Source organism: Pseudomonas sp. Root401, from assembly GCF_001425105.1.
Lineage (GTDB): Bacteria > Pseudomonadota > Gammaproteobacteria > Pseudomonadales > Pseudomonadaceae > Aquipseudomonas > Aquipseudomonas brassicacearum.
In genome coordinates, this window is the sequence record NZ_LMDO01000018.1 from 107,692 (window position 1) to 126,572 (window position 18,881).

The 18,881-nt window shown below is 62.1% G+C and carries 15 protein-coding genes; 8 read left to right on the forward strand and 7 right to left on the reverse strand.

All coding sequences use genetic code 11. The annotated features are described in order from the left end of the window. Nucleotides 1–203 precede the first annotated feature (203 nt). The 5 genes from exaC to mqo all read left to right on the forward strand — a co-directional run bounded on the left by exaC (nucleotide 204) and on the right by mqo (nucleotide 6,882). Entirely contained in the window at nucleotides 204–1,724 is a 1,521-nt protein-coding gene (gene exaC / locus ASC85_RS15650; protein ID WP_057450285.1) for an acetaldehyde dehydrogenase ExaC, read from the forward strand. 278 nt (nucleotides 1,725–2,002) lie between these two features. Further along, entirely contained in the window at nucleotides 2,003–2,074 is a 72-nt protein-coding gene (gene pqqA, locus ASC85_RS31280; RefSeq protein WP_003243383.1) for a pyrroloquinoline quinone precursor peptide PqqA, read from the forward strand. 132 nt (nucleotides 2,075–2,206) lie between these two features. Continuing rightward, on the forward strand, nucleotides 2,207–3,364 hold the full coding sequence (gene ercA / locus ASC85_RS15655) for an alcohol dehydrogenase-like regulatory protein ErcA (protein WP_085982611.1): 1,158 nt from the start codon (nucleotides 2,207–2,209) through the stop codon (nucleotides 3,362–3,364). Beyond that, on the forward strand, nucleotides 3,348–4,718 hold the full coding sequence (locus ASC85_RS15660; RefSeq protein ID WP_057450286.1) for a hybrid sensor histidine kinase/response regulator: 1,371 nt from the start codon (nucleotides 3,348–3,350) through the stop codon (nucleotides 4,716–4,718). The genes ercA and ASC85_RS15660 overlap by 17 nt, the downstream gene beginning before the upstream one ends. Nucleotides 4,719–5,238: 520 nt before the next feature. Then, nucleotides 5,239–6,882, forward strand: a complete 1,644-nt coding sequence (gene mqo / locus ASC85_RS15665) for a malate dehydrogenase (quinone) (RefSeq protein WP_057450287.1) — start codon at nucleotides 5,239–5,241, stop codon at nucleotides 6,880–6,882. An 888-nt stretch (nucleotides 6,883–7,770) separates the two neighbouring features. Here the strand turns inward: mqo and ASC85_RS15670 are convergent. From ASC85_RS15670 to ASC85_RS15680, 3 genes are read right to left on the reverse strand one after another with little or no spacing between them, the layout of a single operon-like run. Beyond that, nucleotides 7,771–9,078, reverse strand: a complete 1,308-nt coding sequence (locus tag ASC85_RS15670) for a CitMHS family transporter (protein ID WP_057450288.1) — start codon at nucleotides 9,076–9,078, stop codon at nucleotides 7,771–7,773. Between the two features lie 52 nt (nucleotides 9,079–9,130). Next, nucleotides 9,131–9,454 carry an AtuA-related protein gene (locus ASC85_RS15675; RefSeq protein ID WP_003201468.1) on the reverse strand — a complete coding sequence of 108 codons (324 nt, stop codon included), beginning with the start codon at nucleotides 9,452–9,454 and terminating at the stop codon, nucleotides 9,131–9,133. Beyond that, the gene (locus ASC85_RS15680) at nucleotides 9,454–10,803 is read right to left on the reverse strand and encodes an acyclic terpene utilization AtuA family protein (protein WP_057450289.1); all 1,350 of its coding nucleotides are present in this window, start codon (nucleotides 10,801–10,803) and stop codon (nucleotides 9,454–9,456) included. The genes ASC85_RS15675 and ASC85_RS15680 overlap by 1 nt, the downstream gene beginning before the upstream one ends. Before the next feature lie 100 nt (nucleotides 10,804–10,903). Here ASC85_RS15680 and ASC85_RS15685 point away from each other — a divergent pair, with 100 nt between their 5' ends. Continuing rightward, entirely contained in the window at nucleotides 10,904–11,788 is an 885-nt protein-coding gene (locus ASC85_RS15685) for a LysR family transcriptional regulator (RefSeq protein ID WP_057450290.1), read from the forward strand. 131 nt (nucleotides 11,789–11,919) lie between these two features. On the opposite strand, the gene ASC85_RS15690 is transcribed toward ASC85_RS15685, so the two are convergent. The 3 genes from ASC85_RS15690 to ASC85_RS15700 form a co-directional block, all read right to left on the reverse strand. After that, the gene (locus ASC85_RS15690; RefSeq protein ID WP_003201475.1) at nucleotides 11,920–12,771 is read right to left on the reverse strand and encodes a CAP domain-containing protein; all 852 of its coding nucleotides are present in this window, start codon (nucleotides 12,769–12,771) and stop codon (nucleotides 11,920–11,922) included. 194 nt (nucleotides 12,772–12,965) lie between these two features. Further along, the gene (locus ASC85_RS15695) at nucleotides 12,966–13,739 is read right to left on the reverse strand and encodes an L-iditol 2-dehydrogenase (RefSeq protein ID WP_057450291.1); all 774 of its coding nucleotides are present in this window, start codon (nucleotides 13,737–13,739) and stop codon (nucleotides 12,966–12,968) included. 157 nt (nucleotides 13,740–13,896) lie between these two features. Beyond that, complete coding sequence (locus tag ASC85_RS15700; RefSeq protein WP_057450294.1) at nucleotides 13,897–15,210, reverse strand: ABC transporter substrate-binding protein; 1,314 nt, start codon at nucleotides 15,208–15,210, stop codon at nucleotides 13,897–13,899. A gap of 273 nt (nucleotides 15,211–15,483) precedes the next feature. Between ASC85_RS15700 and ASC85_RS15705 the strand changes: the two genes are divergently transcribed. Continuing rightward, nucleotides 15,484–16,386: a helix-turn-helix domain-containing protein gene (locus tag ASC85_RS15705; RefSeq protein ID WP_057450295.1), complete on the forward strand. Its 903-nt coding sequence runs from the start codon at nucleotides 15,484–15,486 to the stop codon at nucleotides 16,384–16,386. Nucleotides 16,387–16,397: 11 nt separating this feature from the next. Beyond that, nucleotides 16,398–17,027: a hypothetical protein gene (locus tag ASC85_RS15710; protein ID WP_057450298.1), complete on the forward strand. Its 630-nt coding sequence runs from the start codon at nucleotides 16,398–16,400 to the stop codon at nucleotides 17,025–17,027. Nucleotides 17,028–17,080: 53 nt separating this feature from the next. Here the strand turns inward: ASC85_RS15710 and ASC85_RS15715 are convergent, their stop codons facing one another. After that, nucleotides 17,081–18,856 (reverse strand): sigma-54-dependent Fis family transcriptional regulator, encoded by a 1,776-nt coding sequence (locus ASC85_RS15715; protein ID WP_024618520.1) that lies wholly within the window; start codon nucleotides 18,854–18,856, stop codon nucleotides 17,081–17,083. Nucleotides 18,857–18,881 lie beyond the last annotated feature (25 nt).

An 18,881-nucleotide genomic window follows, 5' to 3' on the forward strand; every position in this document is an offset into this window, starting at 1 on the left:
CTGGGAGACCGCATCGCCTTCATCGCGGGCAAGCCTTGCTCCCACAGACGTTTCGCCAAATAGCCTCGTCCCAATGCTTGAAATCTACGACCAAATAACGAGAGTCCCCCCTGCCAACGACGCATTCGTCCGGCAGCCGGGGCTCTCTACCATCGGCCTATCGCCTGTCCCGTGACAGGCATCGACCAGGCAGAGGCCCCATCATGATCTACGCACAACCCGGAACCCCAGGCGCCGTCGTTTCCTTCAAGCCGCGCTATGGCAACTTCATCGGCGGCGAATTCGTCGCGCCGGTCAACGGCGAATACTTCACGAACACCTCACCGGTCAATGGCGAAGTCATTGCCGAATTCCCGCGCTCCAGCGCCGCCGACATCGACAAGGCACTGGATGCCGCCCACGCCGCAGCCGATGCCTGGGGCAAGACCTCGGTGCAGGACCGTTCCCTGGTGCTGTTGAAAATCGCCGACCGCATCGAGCAGAACCTGGAAATCCTCGCGGTCAGCGAAACCTGGGACAACGGCAAGGCCGTGCGCGAAACCCTCAATGCCGACGTGCCGCTGGCGGCCGACCATTTCCGTTATTACGCCGGCTGCATCCGCGCCCAAGAGGGTGGGGCGGCCGAGATCAATGAACTGACCACGGCCTATCATTTCCACGAGCCGCTGGGCGTGGTCGGGCAGATCATCCCGTGGAACTTCCCGCTGCTGATGGCCGCCTGGAAACTCGCCCCAGCCCTGGCCACGGGTAACTGCATCGTGCTCAAGCCGGCTGAACAGACGCCGCTGTCGATCATGGTCTTCATCGAGCTGGTCGCTGACCTGCTGCCGCCAGGGGTGTTGAACATCGTCCATGGTTTCGGTCGCGAAGCCGGTGAAGCCCTGGCCACCAGCAAGCGCATCGCCAAGATCGCCTTCACCGGTTCCACCCCGGTCGGCTCGCACATCATGAAATGCGCCGCCGAGAACATCATCCCGTCCACCGTGGAATTGGGCGGCAAGTCGCCGAACATCTTCTTCGAAGACATCATGCAGGCTGAGCCGGCCTTCATCGAAAAAGCTGCCGAAGGCCTGGTGCTGGCGTTCTTCAACCAGGGCGAAGTCTGCACCTGCCCGTCCCGGGCGCTGGTGCAGGAGTCGATCTACGAATCGTTCATGGCCGTGGTCATGAAGAAGATCGCCAAGATCAAGCGTGGCGACCCGCTGGACACCGAGACCATGGTCGGCGCCCAGGCGTCCGAGCAGCAATTCGACAAGATCCTCTCGTACCTTGAAATCGCCCAGCAAGAGGGCGCCGAACTGCTCACTGGCGGTGCTGCCGAGCGACTCGAGGGGGATTTGTCGAGCGGTTATTACATCCAGCCGACCCTGCTCAAGGGCCACAACAAAATGCGCGTGTTCCAGGAAGAAATCTTCGGCCCAGTGGTGAGCATCACCACCTTCAAGGACGAAGCCGAAGCCCTGGCGATCGCCAACGACACCGAGTTCGGCCTCGGCGCCGGCCTCTGGACCCGCGACATCAACCGCGCCTACCGCATGGGCCGGGCGATCAAGGCCGGCCGCGTGTGGACCAACTGCTACCACCTGTACCCGGCGCACGCCGCGTTCGGTGGCTACAAGAAGTCCGGCGTGGGGCGTGAAACCCACAAAATGATGCTCGATCATTACCAGCAGACCAAGAACCTGCTGGTGAGCTACGACATCAATCCGTTGGGGTTCTTCTAACCCGATAACACAATACGACACCCTGTGGGAGCGAGCTTGCTGTGGGAGCAAGGCTTGCCCGCGATACAGGCGACTCGGTCTCCCGTCAGGCCGAGGCGACTCATCGCGAGCAAGCTTTGCTCCCACAGTAAGCCTTGCTCTCACAATGGGTTTTGTAGCTCTCCTGAATTGCTACCAACGCACCCCACCCACCGCTTCGAAAGTAGCATTCGACCCCCAGGCGTGGCGTGCATTAATGACCTTGCCGGAATCGCCCGGTACAAGAAGAGGAAAGACCCATGTGGACTAAACCCGCGTACACCGACCTGCGTATTGGCTTTGAAGTGACGATGTACTTCGCCAACCGATAAGTGCCGGCCCGGCCTGATGCGTTCAGGCCGGGCTACCTATTGGTCTGATTGCAATCGCGGTGGGATGCTTTAGGCTCAAGGTATCCCAAGACAATAACAACAGGCTTACCGATGAGCCACGTACCTGAAAAGATGAGTCTCAGCCCGCTGCGCAAGTTCGTTTCACCTGAAATCATGTTCGGTGCCGGTTGTCGGCACAATGTCGGCAATTACGCCAAGACTTTCGGTGCACGCAAGGTGCTGATCGTCACCGATCCCGGGGTCATCGCCGCCGGTTGGGTGGCTGACGTCGAAGCCAGTCTCCAGGCCCAAGGCATCGATTACTGTGTCTACAGCGCGGTCTCGCCCAATCCGCGGGTCGAGGAAGTGATGCTCGGCGCCGACCTTTACCGGGAAAACCATTGCGATGTCATCGTCGCGGTGGGCGGTGGCAGCCCCATGGATTGCGGCAAAGGCATCGGCATTGTCGTTGCCCACGGTCGCAACATCCTCGAGTTCGAAGGCGTCGACACCCTGCACGTACCCAGCCCGCCGCTGATCCTGATTCCCACCACGGCGGGGACGTCGGCTGACGTATCGCAATTCGTGATCATTTCCAACCAGCAAGAGCGGATGAAATTCTCCATTGTCAGCAAGGCGGCGGTGCCGGACGTATCGTTGATCGACCCGGAAACCACCCTGAGCATGGACCCGTTCCTGTCCGCCTGTACCGGCATCGACGCCCTGGTGCATGCCATCGAGGCGTTCGTGTCCACCGGTCACGGCCCGCTGACCGATCCCCATGCGCTGGAAGCGATGCGCCTGATCAACGGCAACCTGGTGCAAATGATCGCCAACCCGGCGGACATCGCCCTGCGGGAAAAAATCATGCTGGGCAGCATGCAGGCCGGGCTGGCGTTCTCCAACGCAATCCTCGGCGCCGTGCACGCGATGTCCCACAGCCTGGGCGGTTTCCTCGACTTGCCCCATGGCTTGTGCAATGCGGTACTGGTGGAGCATGTGGTGGCGTTCAACTACAACTCGGCACCGGACCGTTTCAAGGTGATTGCCGAGACGCTGGGTATCGACTGCCGGGGGCTCAACCACCGGCAGATCCGCACTCGGCTGGTGGAACACCTGATTGCCCTCAAGCGCACCATCGGTTTCCACGAGACCCTGGGCCTGCATGGTGTGAGCACTTCGGACATTCCGTTCCTGTCGCAGCATGCGATGCACGACCCGTGCATCCTCACCAACCCTCGGGAGTCGAGCCAGCGGGATGTCGAGGTCGTCTATGGCGAAGCCCTCTGACGAGCAGCAAAAAGCCCTGGCCGGGCTGCTGGGGCTGGGCAATCACTCAACGCGCAAGAGTCACTACCCGGAACTGGCGGCGCGCCTCGATGAGCTGGAGCAGGCCCGGCAACACCTGCAACAGCTCAATGATCAATTGGAGCAGCGCGTGGCCGAGCGCACCGACGCGTTGCTGGAGGCCAACCACAACCTGCAGCAACAGATTGCTCAGCGCGAGCTGATTGAGCAGCAGTTGCGCGACGCGCGCGACGCCGCACAGGCTGCCAACCGCAGCAAAGACAAATACCTGGCAGCGGCCAGTCACGACCTGTTGCAACCGCTCAACGCCGCCCGCCTGTTGATTTCCACGTTGCGCGAACGCCAACTGCCCACCGCCGAACATGTGCTGGTTGAGCGTACCCACCAGGCCCTGGAAGGCGCGGAAGATCTGCTCACAGACCTGCTGGACATTTCCCGTTTGGACCAGGCGGAGGTCAGGCCCGACCTGGCTCCGTATCGACTGGATGAGTTGCTGGCGCCGCTGGTGTCGGAATTCCAATCGGTGGCAGGCGCCGTCGGGTTGGAGCTGCGGGTGCGTTTTGGCGATGAAGCCGTGCTGACTGACCTGCGATTGATGACCCGCATCCTGCGCAACCTGCTCAGCAACGCCTGTCGCTACACCACCAGGGGCGGTGTTCTCTTGGCTGCCCGGCGTCGGGGCGAGCGGTTGAGCCTGGAAGTCTGGGACACCGGTCGCGGCATTGCCGCCGACTGCTTGGAGTCGATATTCCTGGAGTTCAATCAACTGGACGTCGGTCGGGCGGCGGACCGCAAAGGCGTGGGCCTGGGGCTGGCGATTGTCGAACGTATCGCCCGTATCCTTGGCTACCGGGTCCAGGTGCGTTCCCGTCCGGGGCGTGGCTCGGTGTTCAGCATCGAGGTGCCACTGTCAGCCGAAAAACCGCTGCCCATTGCTCAGATGCCCGTACAGGCGGTCGCCGGCAACCCGCTGCCGGGGCGACGTTTGTTGGTGATCGACAATGAATTGAGCATCTTGCAGAGCATGGCGGCGTTGTTGGGGCAGTGGGGCTGCGAAGTCTTGACCGCCACCGACGAAGCGGGCGCCCTTGACGCGCTGCAAGGGCGTGCGCCGGAGCTGATCCTGGCGGATTTCCACCTGGATCACGGGGTCGTGGGGTGTGAAGTGGTCAGGCATCTGCGCGAGCATTTCCAGCAGGCGATCCCGGCGGTGATCATCACCGCCGACCGCAGCGACCAGTGCCGCCGCGCCTTGCGCAAGCTGGATGCACCGCTGCTCAACAAGCCGGTCAAGCCTGGCAAGTTGCGGGCGGTGTTGAGTCAGATGCTCGGGTAGATCGGCGCTGTAGATACCCTGTAGGAGCTGTGTAGGAGCTGACGAGTGAAACGAGGCTGCGATCTTTTAATTCATTCGCTTAAGACTCAAGCGGCCAGGGCAAGATCGCAGCCTCGTTTCACTCGTCAGCTCCTACACGGGGCCGGCACAGTTCCTACGCGAATCGGTTACCATGGCCATTAAAATGCCGTCATTTGGTCGGCGTTTTTGCCCGGAATGTAAAAAGACGCTTCGATCTGTTTATTTCCTTATGTAAACTCCCCCCGCTGCGACAATCGGGCACGGCCACGCCAGGCCCGATGAACACCGTTTGCAGCGTCCCTCACCCCAGCTGAAGCCAAGACCTACAAGAAGTCAGCGCCGGAGAGACATAAACGAGAGGCCGACGTATTGCTCGGCCCTGTAGGTCCATCCTCCGGTCCTTCTCGATAGCCGCCCTGCTGGCGTTGCCGGCCATGGTCGTGGTCTATCCTTGATCAGGACAGGTGGACGGAATGGCGTTCATCCTAGGGATACACACATGTTGAAGAAAACACAAACGGCGCTACTGGGCCTGGCGATGGCGATGGGTCTTGCGACCACGCACGCCGCCGAGCCAAAAAAAGTGGACGTCTTGCTCATTGGTGGGGGCATCATGAGCTCGACACTCGGCGTCTGGCTCAATGAGCTGGAGCCGGGCTGGACCATGGAAATGGTCGAGCGCCTGGACGGTGTTGCCGAAGAGAGCTCCAACGGCTGGAACAACGCCGGTACCGGTCACTCTGCGCTGGCCGAGCTGAACTACACGCCGGAAGACAAGAACGGCAAGGTCGAGATCGTCAAGGCCGTCGAAATCAACGAAGCTTTCCAGATCTCCCGTCAGTTCTGGTCCTGGCAGGTCAAGAACGGTGTGCTGAAGAACCCGCGTTCGTTCATTAACTCCACGCCGCACATGAGCTTCGTATGGGGTGATGACAACATCGCGTTCCTGAAGAAGCGCTACGAAGCCCTCCAGGCCAGCCCGTTGTTCGCCGGCATGCAGTATTCCGAAGATCGCGAGCAGATCAGCAAGTGGGTACCGCTGATGATGCAAGGGCGTGACCCGAGCCAGAAAGTCGCGGCCACCTGGAGTCCGCTGGGTACCGACGTGAACTTCGGCGAAATCACCCGTCAGTTCGCCACTTATCTGCAAACCAAACCGAACTTCTCCCTCAAGCTGTCCAGCGAAGTGGAAGAGATCACCCGCAACGAAGACGGCACCTGGCGCGTTTCGTACAAGAACCTCAAAGACGGTACCGAAACCGAGACCGACGCCAAGTTCGTGTTCATCGGCGCCGGCGGTGGTGCCTTGCACCTGCTGCAGAAGTCCGACATCCCGGAAGCGCGTGAATACGCAGGTTTCCCGGTGGGTGGTTCGTTCCTGGTCACCGAAAACCCGACCGTCGCCCAGTTGCACCTGGCCAAGGCCTACGGCAAGGCTTCGGTGGGCGCACCGCCGATGTCGGTTCCGCACCTGGACACCCGCGTGCTCGATGGCAAGCGCGTGATCCTGTTTGGCCCATTCGCAACCTTCTCCACCAAGTTCCTGAAGAACGGTTCGTACTTCGACCTGCTGACCAGCACCACCACTCACAACGTGTGGCCGATGACCAAGGTTGGTATCGAACAGTACCCACTGGTCGAGTACCTGGCCGGTCAACTGATGCTGTCGGATGAAGATCGCTTCAACGCCCTGAAAGAGTACTTCCCGGAGGCCAAGCAGGAAGACTGGCGCCTGTGGCAGGCTGGCCAGCGCGTGCAGATCATCAAGCGTGACGAGGAGAAGGGCGGCGTGCTGAAACTCGGCACCGAAGTGGTCGCGTCCCAGGACGGCAGCATCGCCGGCCTGCTGGGTGCCTCGCCAGGCGCCTCGACTGCCGCACCGATCATGCTGAACGTGCTTGAGAAAGTCTTCAAGGACAAGGTCGCCAGCCCGGCCTGGCAGGAAAAACTGCGCCAGATCGTGCCGAGCTACGGCACCAAGCTCAACGAAAGCCCTGAGCGTGTAGCCCAGGAATGGGCGTATACCAGCGAGGTTCTGCAACTGGACCCGCCACCGGCAATCGGCAAGCCAGGCACCACCGCGGCACCGGCCAAGCCGGCGGCTCCACGTGAAGCCAACCCAGCAGCTGACATAGCGCTGTAAGCCGGACGTTGTCTGGTGAGGTACAAGAACGCTGCGCATTGAGCGTAATGCTGTTCACTTGAGGATACGGCGCTTTTTCCGAGGGAGGGGAAGGCGCCGTTTTCTTTGGTGTTGGTGTTGGGTTGGATTGGGTACATATCCTTTGCTGCGGTAACGGCTGCTTAGGGTTCCGCCCGGCGGGTCACTTTTGAAGAGCGTGTACGGACCGGACACATGGTTGACGGGGCGCCCCAGATCAAGATCAAGATCAAGATCAAGATCAAAAGCGAGGCGGCCTGACAGCCGGCCTGGTTCTCCCGGTCGTACACCCGTCAGATCTGTGGGAGCAAAGCTTGCTCGCGAGGCGGCCTAACAGCCGGCCTATCTCTCCGGCCGTACCCGATCTTATTGTGGGAGCGAGCTTGCTCGCGATAGCGGTGTGTCAGTCAATATTTGAATTGAATGATGAATTGCAATCGCGAGCAAGCTCGCTCCCACAGGAGAAGTTCCCACAGGAGAAACGCGGTCTCACCAAGAGCCAGGTCGGCTGTTAGGCCGCCTCGCGGTGGACGTTGATCTCGGCGCCCCGTTAACCACGCTGGCCGAACGCAGGCATTGCGCAGTGGGCAACCCGGCATGGATGCCGGGTTAGCCGCGCTGGGCCATGGATGGCCCTTCGCGGCGGGCCCACGGAGCAATGCCGGAGTGAGGGCATGCCGAGCCTAAGCGAGGCACCAAGTGGTGGGGCAAAAGCGCTTTGGTTACTTTCGCGCTTTTCGAAAGTGACCCGCCGTCAGGGCGGAACCCTAAGTGGCCGTGACCGCAACAACGGATATACACACCGATCCCAAAGGACAATCGCCCCCAAACGCTTGAGCAGCAGTGCCTGGGCCTCATCAAACGCATCCGTCACACCTGTACCGCTCCAGTCATCACGGCAAAGGCGAGCATCACCAGGCTGACGCCCCAGGCCCAGAAGAACGTATAGGCGATGTGCTTGCGCAGCTCTACGCCGGACAACGCCAGCGCCAGGTACACGCTGGGCACCACCGGGCTGATGGAGAAGCCGGTGTTCTCACCGATCAGCATGGCCCGGGCCACGGCCTCGAGGGGCACACCCGCGGCAGCGGCCACGTCCCTGATCACCGGCAGCAGGGCGAAGTAGTAGGCGTCCGGTGAGAAGATCATCCCCAGGGGGACGCCGAAGAAGCCGACGATCACATGCAGGTATTGGGCAGAACCGGCAGGCATGATATCGATCAGTGCCAATGCCATGCCGTCGGACATCTTCGCGCCGGAGAGCACGCCCAGCAGGACGGCGGCGGCCATCATCACCAGGACCATTTGCAGCGCATCGGCCGCATGGGCCTTGAGGCGTTCGGCCTGGGCGTCCAGGGACGGGAAGTTCAAGGGCAGGGCGATGCCCAGTCCCACCATGAAACAGGCATACAAGGGAAAAATGCCGGTGAACAGGCACGCCAGGATCCCACCGGTCAGCGCCACGTTCAGCCAGTAACGCAGCTCCCGGGGGGAGAGGGCGAATTCACGGTCTTGGGGTTGCAGGCTGTCCATGTCACAGGTTGCAGCCGCGCCCAGCGACATCGGTCGGCGACGCTGGGCGCGCAAGCCCAACACTGTCGCGACAACGAGCATGCACGCCAGGCCCACCATCTGCACCGGCAGCAAGCCTAGCCACAGTTGGGTGGCATCCAGCCCCGACACTGCGGCGGCGCGGGCGGTCGTTCCGCCCCAAGGGACCATATTGATCACGCCGGCCGTGGTGCCAACCAGGCACAACAGCATCGCCGGGCTCATGTTCAAGCGCTTATACAAGGGCAGCAGGGCCGGGATGGTCAGCAAGAACGTGGCGGCACCGACGCCGTCGAGATGGACCACTGACGTCACCAATACCGTCACCAGTGCCACGGCCAGCGGCTTGCCGCCCGTGCTGCGGATCAGCAGGTTGACCAAGGGGTCGAACAAGCCCCGGTCACGCATGATGCCGAAAAACAGGATGGCAAACAGAAACAGTGCTGCGGTCGGGGCCACCGTGATCAGGCCGGCCTTGATGAATTCGCCGATCTGCCCGAGATTGAAGCCGGCCAGCAGGCAAACGATCACGGGAAGGGTAGTGAACGCCACCACCGGGCTGATCCTGCGCAGCAATATCAAGCCGATGATGGCGAGCATCATCAGGAAACCCAGGGTTGTAATCATGTTGCAGCCTCTCTTTTTTATTGTTGTCGAAGGTTCGCGGGCGGTCAGTCGATCAGCCTTGCGGTCCGGGCAGGCGCAAGGCCAGAAGCAGGTAACTCAGGCTCTTGCCGTGGCGATCAAGACCGCAACTGCGGTTGACACCGCCCTCCAGGGCGTCCTCGAGCACGAAATTCAGCGCATTGAGGTTCGGCAGTTCATAGCGATGCACCTTGGAGGGTTGTCGCGTCGCGAATTGCTCGGCCACTCGGGCGCAGGTCAATTCCCGTAGCAGCCACGGATAGTGGGCCGGATCGTGGGGAAACAGGGCGATGCTGAGAATGTTGCCCTTGTCGCCAGCACGGGCATGGGCATAGTCGGCGAGGGTGACCAGGTTCATCAGTACCACTCCAGGGTTGTATGGATTTCATCTCGCGGCAGCAGGAAGCTGCGGGTGGTAACGGTCTCGGCGAGGTGTCGCCGGACGCCACCGCCCCCCGCCGGTCCGTTGGTGTAGAGCGACTCGACCTCTGCCAGCAGGGCCTCCACCAGCCGTCGGTCGGTGTGAGTCAGGCCGATCCGCACGCGCACATCCTCCAGGGCGGGCGCCTGGGCCAGTTGCTGTTGCAGATAGCGGCCGCCCTGATCGTTGAAAAGGCTGGCGATCCCGGACAGGTCGATCCAGGGCTGGACCCCGGGTGCCAACTGGTCGAAGCGCTGTAGCAGGATTTCCCGCGCCAGCGCGGCACGCGCCACGGCACCGGGGCCTGCGTAGGATATCTCCGCCTCGCCGAACCATAGGCCGCGCACACCCGCCAGGCCCTTGAGCGTGTCGGGACGCGGGTGACCCAGCAGGCCACTGATTTCAACACGGTCATCGTCCAAGTCCTGTACACGGGCCTGGCCCAGGTCCAGCACCACGTCCGGCGTCAGATAGCGTCGAGGGTCGTGTACTTCGTAAAGGAGTTGTTCCTTGACGGTCTGTTCGCTGACCCGTCCGCCGCAGTTGCGGGTTTTGCCGATGATCAGGCGGCCATCCTGATGGATCTCAGCAATGGGGCAGCCGAGATTGGCCGGGTCCGGAACGTCTTTCATCCCAGGATGAGCAAAATATCCGCCGGTGACCTGGGTGCAGCACTCCAGCAGATGGCCTGCGGTGGTGGCGATGGCCATTTTCTGCCAATCGTCGGCCGACCAACCCAACCCATGGCGGATCGCCCCCACGGCCAGCGACGGATCCGCGACCCGGCCACACAGCACGATGCCAGCGCCCTCGGCCAACGCCTGGGCGATACCGTCGGCTCCGGTATAGACGTTCACCGATACGGGGTGCTCCAAGGGCTCCGAGGACAGCCATAGTTCGTAACGGGGCGGTGTTTCTTCCAACAGGTCATCACCCAGCACGCAGGCGATTTTCAGCGCGGGGAAGCGGCCCGCCAGCGTCTGGCGCAACCGTTGCGCGGCCGCCCTGGGGTTGGCGGCGCCGCCGTTGGTGATGATCGGGATGCCGGCCTCGATGCACACGTCCAGCATGGGCTCGAGGAAATCGAACAGGCGGGCGGAGTATCCCGCCTGCGGGTCCAGGCGCTTGCGTAGCTGCGCCTCGGCCAGGGTCCGTTCAGCCAACAGTTCCAGCATGATGTAGCGCTGGCCGCTGCGTTGTGCCAGGTCTTGGGCCAGGCGCAGGGCGGCGTCGGGTCGATCATTGGCGAAACCTGCGCCGCAGCCGACGAGAATTGTTTTTGTCATGTCGTTTTCCACTGAGGGGTGACCCCATAGTGGAGAGACTGGATTATTCTGTGAATTTTAAAGATAGAATCAATTGATTCATTAATTTTATGAGTGGGTCATGAACGTTTCTTTTCGTCAGCTTCGTGCCTTCATCCTTATTGCCGAGACTTCGAGCTTTACCCGCACGGCCGAACAGTTGCACCTGTCCCAGCCGGCGCTGAGCTATAGCATCCGCAAACTGGAAGAGAGCATGGGGCTGCAGTTGCTCGCGCGTAATACCCGCAGCGTCGAGCTGACCCCGGCCGGTGAGCATTTTCTGCCCCAGGCCCGGCGTATGCTCCGGGACATGAACGACGCCGTGCGCGACGCTCGTGACACCCTGAGCCTGAGCCGTGGCACGCTCCGGCTGGCAGCCTTGCCCACCGCTGCGGCGTCATTCCTGCCGATTGCCATTGCTGCTTTCCAGCATGAAAACCCCGGCGTGATGGTGAGTTTGTTGGACGGTCGCGCCGGGGAAATCATGGGCTGGGTGCAGCGGGGAGAGGTGGACGCCGGCATCAGTTCGTTGCCGGACGATCTGTCCGGACTGAGCTTTGTGCGCCTGTTGGATGACAATCTGGTGTTGTTGAGCCATAAAGACCCGCAGCGTGACGACCAGGACGACTGGAAGCGGCAACCCTATATTGCCCTCACGCCTGACACCAGCATCCGGCCCCTGGCAGACGCTGCGTTGCGCTATTTGAACGTCGATCCTGTGCCGGCCTGGGAAGTGGCGCACATGAGCACGGCCACGGCCCTGGTGCGCGAAGGATTGGGCTTTTCTCTGTTGCCGGCCAGTTGCACGGCGGTGTTCAACATCGGTGAGCAGTGTGCTGTCACCGCCATCGACCAGCCGGCGAGGCGCTCGATCGGCCTGTTGCAACGCAAGCCGCTGGCCCAATCACCTTCGTTGAGCCAGTTCATGCAGCATTTACGACAGGTGCTGCTCAGCCACGGACACTGAGGTTGATCGAGCAATGGCTATCGCGAGCAGGCTCGCTCCCACAGGAGGTTCGTGCCTGACGCTGATTTCGCGGCCAAAGAAGCCCCTGTGGGAGCGAGCTTGCTCGCGATAGCGCTGGCCCGGCCACCGCGCTATTGAGTGCCAAACATCGCCGTCCAATAGATCCCAGCATCGCTTTTCGGATCGGTCGCATACCCGGCGCCCAATTCGCGGAACTGCGGGTTCATCAGGTTGGCGCAGTGCCCCGGGCTGGCCAGCCAGCCGTCCACCACCTTGAGCGCGGTGTCCTGTCCGGCGGCGATGTTCTCGCCGATCAACTGGCCCAGATAGCCGGCCAATTCGGCGCGGTCGCCCGGCATGCGGTTGTCGCGGTCCTTGTGGTCGAAGAAATTGTTGTTGGCCATGGCCCGGGTGTGGGTCACAGCGGCCAGGGCCAAGGTGGCGTTCCAGGCCAGCGGCGTGGTGGCGGCGAAGGTTTCGGTGCCGCAGCGACGTGGCTGGGTGCGGGCACTGTTGATCAGCTTCAGCAGCTTCTGGCCCTCGGCTTGCCAATCACCCAGGCGTGCCGACAACAGTGGGCGCGCCAGCACGATGCGCCATTCGCGGTCCAGGCGGCTGACGCCGATGTCGACGAACTGCGGGTCGAGTACTACCTGGCAGAAGCTTTCCTGGACGGCTTTCATGGCCGATTGCGCATCGCGCGGCCCGGACAGGCTGATGGCCTGCACGTTGACCATTGGATAGGCCGCCCGCGCCAGCGCCTGCTGCAGGTCACCGATGCCGTTAGCCGACAGGATCAGCCGGGAATCCATCGCCAGCGGTGGCAACTCCAGCGAGGCCTGGCCGGCACAGCTTTGGGACTGGCTGCGGTAAAGGTTGATGGACTCGACCAGTTGCGTCTCTTCGGTGGCCGCGGCACTGGTGGCGAACACCAGGCCCAGCGACAGCACGACAAGACCCACGACGGATGAAATGGCACGCATGTAAATCTCCCTTGAGCGGACGGCGCCTATGATGCGCAATTTTTGCCCCGCTGGGGCAACGGTATTCACGCTCTCTTGAAATCCCTTGGAACCGCACCGTTGGGTAGCGTTCGGGATAATCCTCAAATAGTGGGATCAACTTTCAGGCGAATAAGTCCATTTCCGTCGTTTCAAGGCCATAAAATCGCAGATTATCAGCTCATCCAGTTCCCTCCATCGACGTTATAGGTCTGCGCCACCACGTACTCGCTCTCCGCCGAGGCGAGGAAAATCGCCATCCCGGTGAGGTCCTCCGCGGTGCCCATCCGGCCATAGGGCACCTGTTGCCCGACCTGGCGCTTCTTTTCTCCCAACGGCAGGTTTTCGTGGCGGGCGAACAGCGCATCCACGCCATCCCAATGCTCGCCATCCACCACGCCGGGGGCGATGGCGTTGACGTTGATCCGATGCTTGATCAGATCCAGCCCGGCGGACTGGGTCAGGCTGATCACCGCTGCCTTGGTGGCGCAATAGACACCGACCAGCGCTTCGCCACGCCGACCGGCCTGGCTGGCCATGTTGATGATCCGGCCGCCATGGCCCTGGCGGATCATCTGCCGCGCCGCCGCTTGCAGGGTGAACAGCGTGCCGGCGACGTTGATGGAAAACAGCCGCTCGTAGCTCTGGCGGGTGATTTCCACGATGGGCGCCAGGTCGAACAGCGCGGCGTTGTTGATCAGGATGTCCAGCTTGCCCACCCGGGCCACCACGGCCTCGATGGCCTGGTCGATCGAAGCCTGGTCCGTCACGTCCATTTTGACCGCGTAGGCGCTGTCGCCCAGTTCGGCGGCGGTGGCCTGGGCCCGCTCCAGGTCGATATCGGCGATCGCCACGGTGGCGCCCTCGTTGATATAGGCCTGGGCGAACGTCCTGCCGATACCCCGGGCGGCACCGGTCACCAGGGCACTTTTTCCTTCCAGTCGTTTCATGGGGTTGTCCTTTTCGAAGTACGAAAAAATCCTGTGGGAGCAAGGCTTGCCCGCGATGAAGCAAATGCGGTCTCTCAGAAATCGAGGTGCCTGTATCGCGAGCAAGCTTTGCTCCCACAGAGGGCGAACTTTCTAGCCACGGGGCGGGTACCAATCGTTATTGCTTTGGATATCCGGCCCGCTTCATCTCCCGCTCGGTACTCGATTGCGCCGAGGCCAGTGCCTGCTCCACCGTGATCTGCCCGGTGAGGGCGGCGGTAAACAGCTTGCCGACGGAAGTGCCGATGGCCTGGAACTCTGGAATCGTCACGTACTGGATGCCCACGTACGGCACCGATTCGGCGGTGGGATGGGCCGGGTCGGCGTTCTGCATCATTTTCAAGGTGATCCGGGCGAACGGTGCGGCGTTCAGGTAGGCGTCGCTGTAGGTGGACATGCGCGTGCCCGGCGGGACATTACTGATGCCGTCCTGCTGGGCGACCAACTGGATGTAGTCCTTGGACGTGGCCCAGGCCACGAACGCCTTGGCGGCGTCCTTGTGCCGGGAGCTGGTGGGAATCGCCAGTGACCAGGCATACAGCCAGGAAGCACCTTTATGGGTCACTTCGATGGGGGCGGCAGCGAAACCCACACGGTCAGCGACCTTGCTTTGGCTGGTGTCGGTGATGAAGGAGCCGGCGACGCTGGCATCGACCCAGATCGCACATTTGCCGCTGTTGAACAGCGCCAGGGTTTCGTTGAACCCGTTGCTGGTCAGGCCCGGCGGGCCGTATTTTTTCAGCGTATCGACGTAGAACTGCGCGGCGGCCTTCCATTGCGGGCTGTCGAACTGCGGTTTCCATTGTTCGTCGAACCAACGGGCGCCGAAGGTGTTGGCCAGGGTGCTGAGCAGCGCCATGTTCTCGCCCCAACCGGCCTTGCCCCGCAGGCACAGGCCGTACTGGCCCTGGTCAGGTTGGTGCAACTTGGCAGCGAATTCACCGAGCTGGCTCCAGGTCGGTTGCTCGGGCATGCTCAGGCCGGCCTGTTTGAACAGGTCCGTGCGGTAATAGGTGACGGTGCTTTCGCCGTAAAAGGGCAGGGCGTAGAGCGTGTCATTGACCGAGAGGCCTTGGCGAACGGCAGGGAAAATGTCCTCCAGGTCATACTCGGCAGGCAGGTTGGTCATCGGCTCGAGCCAGTGCTTGGCCCCCCACAGTGGGGTTTCGTAGGTGCCGATGGTCAGCACGTCGAACTGCCCGCCCTGGGTCGCGATGTCGGTGGTCAGGCGCTGGCGCAGGACATTTTCTTCGAGTACCACCCAGTTCAACGTGATGTCCGGGTGCTCGCTCTCGAAGGTTTTCGAGAGTTTTTGCATGCGGATCATGTCGGCGTTGTTCACCGTAGCGATGGTGAGGGTCTCGGCGGCCTGTCCGGCCAGGGCAAACGACAATCCCGCAAACATGACAAGCGCCTTGGGCACTGTTTTCATGAGCTTCTCCAGAGCTGCGCCTGGGCGCAGAATTATTATTGTTGTGGGGGCCGTGGCGTCGGGCTGAGCGGTTCGTCGCCAATGGCAAGCCGATTACAGCAGCGCCCGTGGAGGCCGACAAACGCAGGGAGGATCGTGCGCTGATACTTTTTTAACGCCCTTGAGTGCGGCAGGCGGGTGTTAAAAAAGTATCAGTGGCCGGTCAGGCCGAGGCTGGCGAACCGCTGCGCGCTCGGCGTAAGGTGCCCGCTATAACGATAAAAGAGGCGCGACATGCCTGATCACCGAACGCCCCTGTTCGAGCAGCGACCAGCCGAACTGGAAGTCATCCTGCCTGAGCCCGAACACAGTTTTCGCTGGTACGAGCATGATTACCCGTACCCGATGGCGCGCTGGAACCATCACCCTGAATTTGAAATCCACCTGATCCGCCAGGGCAGCGGCAAACTGCTGGCGGGCGATTACATCGGCCCGTTCGGCCCTGGCCATGTAGCGATGATTGGTCCGGACTTGCCCCACGACTGGATGGGCGACCTGGCACCGGGCGAGTACCTGCCCGGGCGCGACGTGGTCTTGCAATTCGATGGTGCCACGCTGCTGACCTTGCGCCGAACCCTGCCCGAACTGGGCGATCTGCAGGGCCTGTTCGAACGCGCCCGCCGCGGCCTGGCCTTCGGCGGCAACACCGCGCGGCAGGCCGCGCAGCTGCTGGAAGCCATCGGCCCGGCCCAGGGACTGGCGCGGTTGGCGCTGTTCCTGGAACTGCTGCACACCCTCAACCAAGCCCCTGGCGACGAAGCCTTGAGCCTGGCTAGCCCTTGCTACGCGCCGACCCTCGATGCGCGCAGCTCCGAGCGCATCCATAAAGCCTTCGAGTACCTGCAAGCCGAACTCACCGGCGACCTGCGTCTGTCGGTGATCGCTCGTCAATTGGACATGAGCGAGCCGGGTTTCTCGAGGTTCTTCAAGCGCATCACCGGGCACGGCTTCATCGACCTGATGCGCAAGCTGCGGGTCCAGCGTGCCTGTCGCTTGCTGTTGCAGAGTGAAATGCCCGTGACCGATATCTGCTTTGAAGTGGGCTACAACAACTTGTCCAACTTCAACCGGCATTTTCGGATAGAGATGAACCAGACCCCCAGCGAGTACCGGCGGGGCGCTTTTCCCCCCGCTTGATGGAGACGGTCATGTTGCGCATCGTGGAACAGCAAGCCAGCGCATCCCTGCGCCAGAGGATGGAAAAGGCCGGTTGCGCCTTCGATTTCCTGGTGCTTGTGCCCGAGGCGAGTGATACCGCCGATGAGGTGCTTCATCGCCAGGCTGTGGACCTGTTGTTCCAGCATCTCAAGGCTCAATGGCTGGAGCGTCATCGCCAACTGACTCTGGACCCTCGCTATACCGAGGCCGCGCCCCCCACCATGGATTGGGATTTGAGCAAGGCCGTCGCCAAGCCGCTGAACCGGGACGAACGGGCTCGACTCATGCGGATCGACAAAGATGATCAGCACACTTATGCCTTGTACGCGGCCTTCTGCGACCCGCCCTATGGCACCCGTTTCAGCGACGACACCCCGCAAGCGCTGTTCAGGGAATGGCTCGACCTGCTTGGGCTCGAGGACGGTACTGATGGGGTGGTGTTGAGCTGGGTCGACAACTTCAACCTCAACTGGACGGCCAGCGACGAGTACGATCCGGCACTAGCCCCCTGGAGCGATTATTTCGACGATGGCCTGGAGTGGTGGGGCGTCTGGTGCCTGAGCATCTGGAACCCCAAGCGCCGAACGCTTGCCGTGCTGGCGGCGAGCACGACGGATTGAGTTGCACTCACTTCGCTCCCATAGGGGATTTGTGGTGACCCCAGGTTCGGGGGTTAGTCCGGGACGCCCCGCTGATGCTTTTTCAACCGATAGGCGAACTGTGCCCGGCTCAGTCCCAACGAGCGTGCGGCTGCTGCCAGGTTGCCGCTGCTCAGTTGCAGGGCTTCGTTGATCAGTCGTGACTCCAGGCCGTCAATGGAGAAGTCCGAGTCCAGTTGGCTGAGGGACTGCAGCAGCGCCGGTTTTTCCGCGGCGTCGTTGGCGGCCAGGCCCATCGGTGAGAGACCGCCGTGCAGGTCCACGGAATACGCATCCACCGGCAGTTGTTCATTGCGAAACAGGTGGACCAGGTCAATCGCCTGGCCTTCTTCGCTGGCGATCAGGCCGCGCTCGATGAGGTTCTGCAATTCCCGCACGTTGCCCGGAAAGTCATAGCGCAGTAGCACCTTCAAGGCGCGCATGGTCAGGCCCATCGGGGTGCGGCCGTATTCCTGGCAAAAGCGCTTGAGGAAGGCATTGATCAGCAGCGGGATGTCATCGCGACGTTCGCGCAAGGGCGGCAGGGCGATGGGGTAGACGTTGAGTCGGTAGAACAGGTCTTCACGGAATGCGCCGTCGGCCACGGCCTTGCGCAGGTCGATGTTGGTAGCCGCCACGACCCGCACATCGACCTTGATGCCGTGACCACCACCGACCCGTTCGATTTCCCGTTCCTGCAAGGCGCGCAGCAACTTGCTTTGCCCGGCCAGGCTCAGGCAGGTGATCTCATCCAGGAACAACGTGCCGCCATGGGCTCGCTCGAAACGACCGGGGCGTGAATGGGTGGCCCCGGTATAGGCACCGCGTTCGACGCCAAACAGTTCGGCCTCGATCAGGTTGTCGGGGATGGCCGCGCAGTTGAGGGCGATGAACGGACCATCGCGTCGGCGACTCAGCTGGTGCAGCTGGCGGGCGAACATCTCCTTGCCGACGCCGGATTCGCCGCTGACCAGCACGGTGGCGGGGGTCAAGGCCACCCGTTGCAAGGCCTGGGTCGCGGCGTTGAAGGCGGCGCTGGCACCGATCAGCGGCTGTTCGCTGTCCGGCAGCGGGGCGGTTCCGGCAACGCTGTCGGACTGGCTGTCGGTGCGCGCGACGACCGCTGGCGGTGAGGCGTTGAGGTAATTGAGGTCCTGCTCGACATCACCCCATTGCTCGGCGGTCTTGCCGACGACTCGGCAGCGTTCGTGCCCCATGCCTCGGCATTCCACTTCGCGGAAGATCACCAGTTGCCCGAACAGCCCACTGACGAAACCGATGGCATAGCCCAATTCGGTCCAGCACACCGGATCCTGCCCGGTGCCATAGGCGGCGACATGCTCGTCGGCCTCACAGGAGTGGTGCCAGAGAAATTCCCCTTCATAGAACCCCGAATCGGCATCGAACTTGAAATGCAGCGGCTCGACCTTGGTCATGCCTTCAAGGGTGTGCAGATGCGTGCCGGCGCGAAACACCGCCGCGGCATCGGCGTGGGGCCAGCGCTCGCGAATCAGCCGGGCGTCCCGGGCGCCGGAGGAATAGCCGGTGCGGGTGAGCATGCCACGGGCCTGCTCCAGCCCCTGACGTTCGATGATTTCCCGGCGCAACGCACCGAAGGATGAACTGTGCAGCAGCAACATGCGCTGGTCGTTGAGCCAGATACGGCCGTCGTCGGGGGAGAAAAACAGGCACGCGGTGAGTTCTGCCGTTGTAGGCGAACTGCTGTCGGTCAGCTCGTTGCTGTCACCCCGTGGACGGAAGTGCTCGGTGGCGATCCGGTGATCCGGCAACTGGCAGTGGGGATTATTCATTGTTATGCCCCTGATGGCGGGTGAT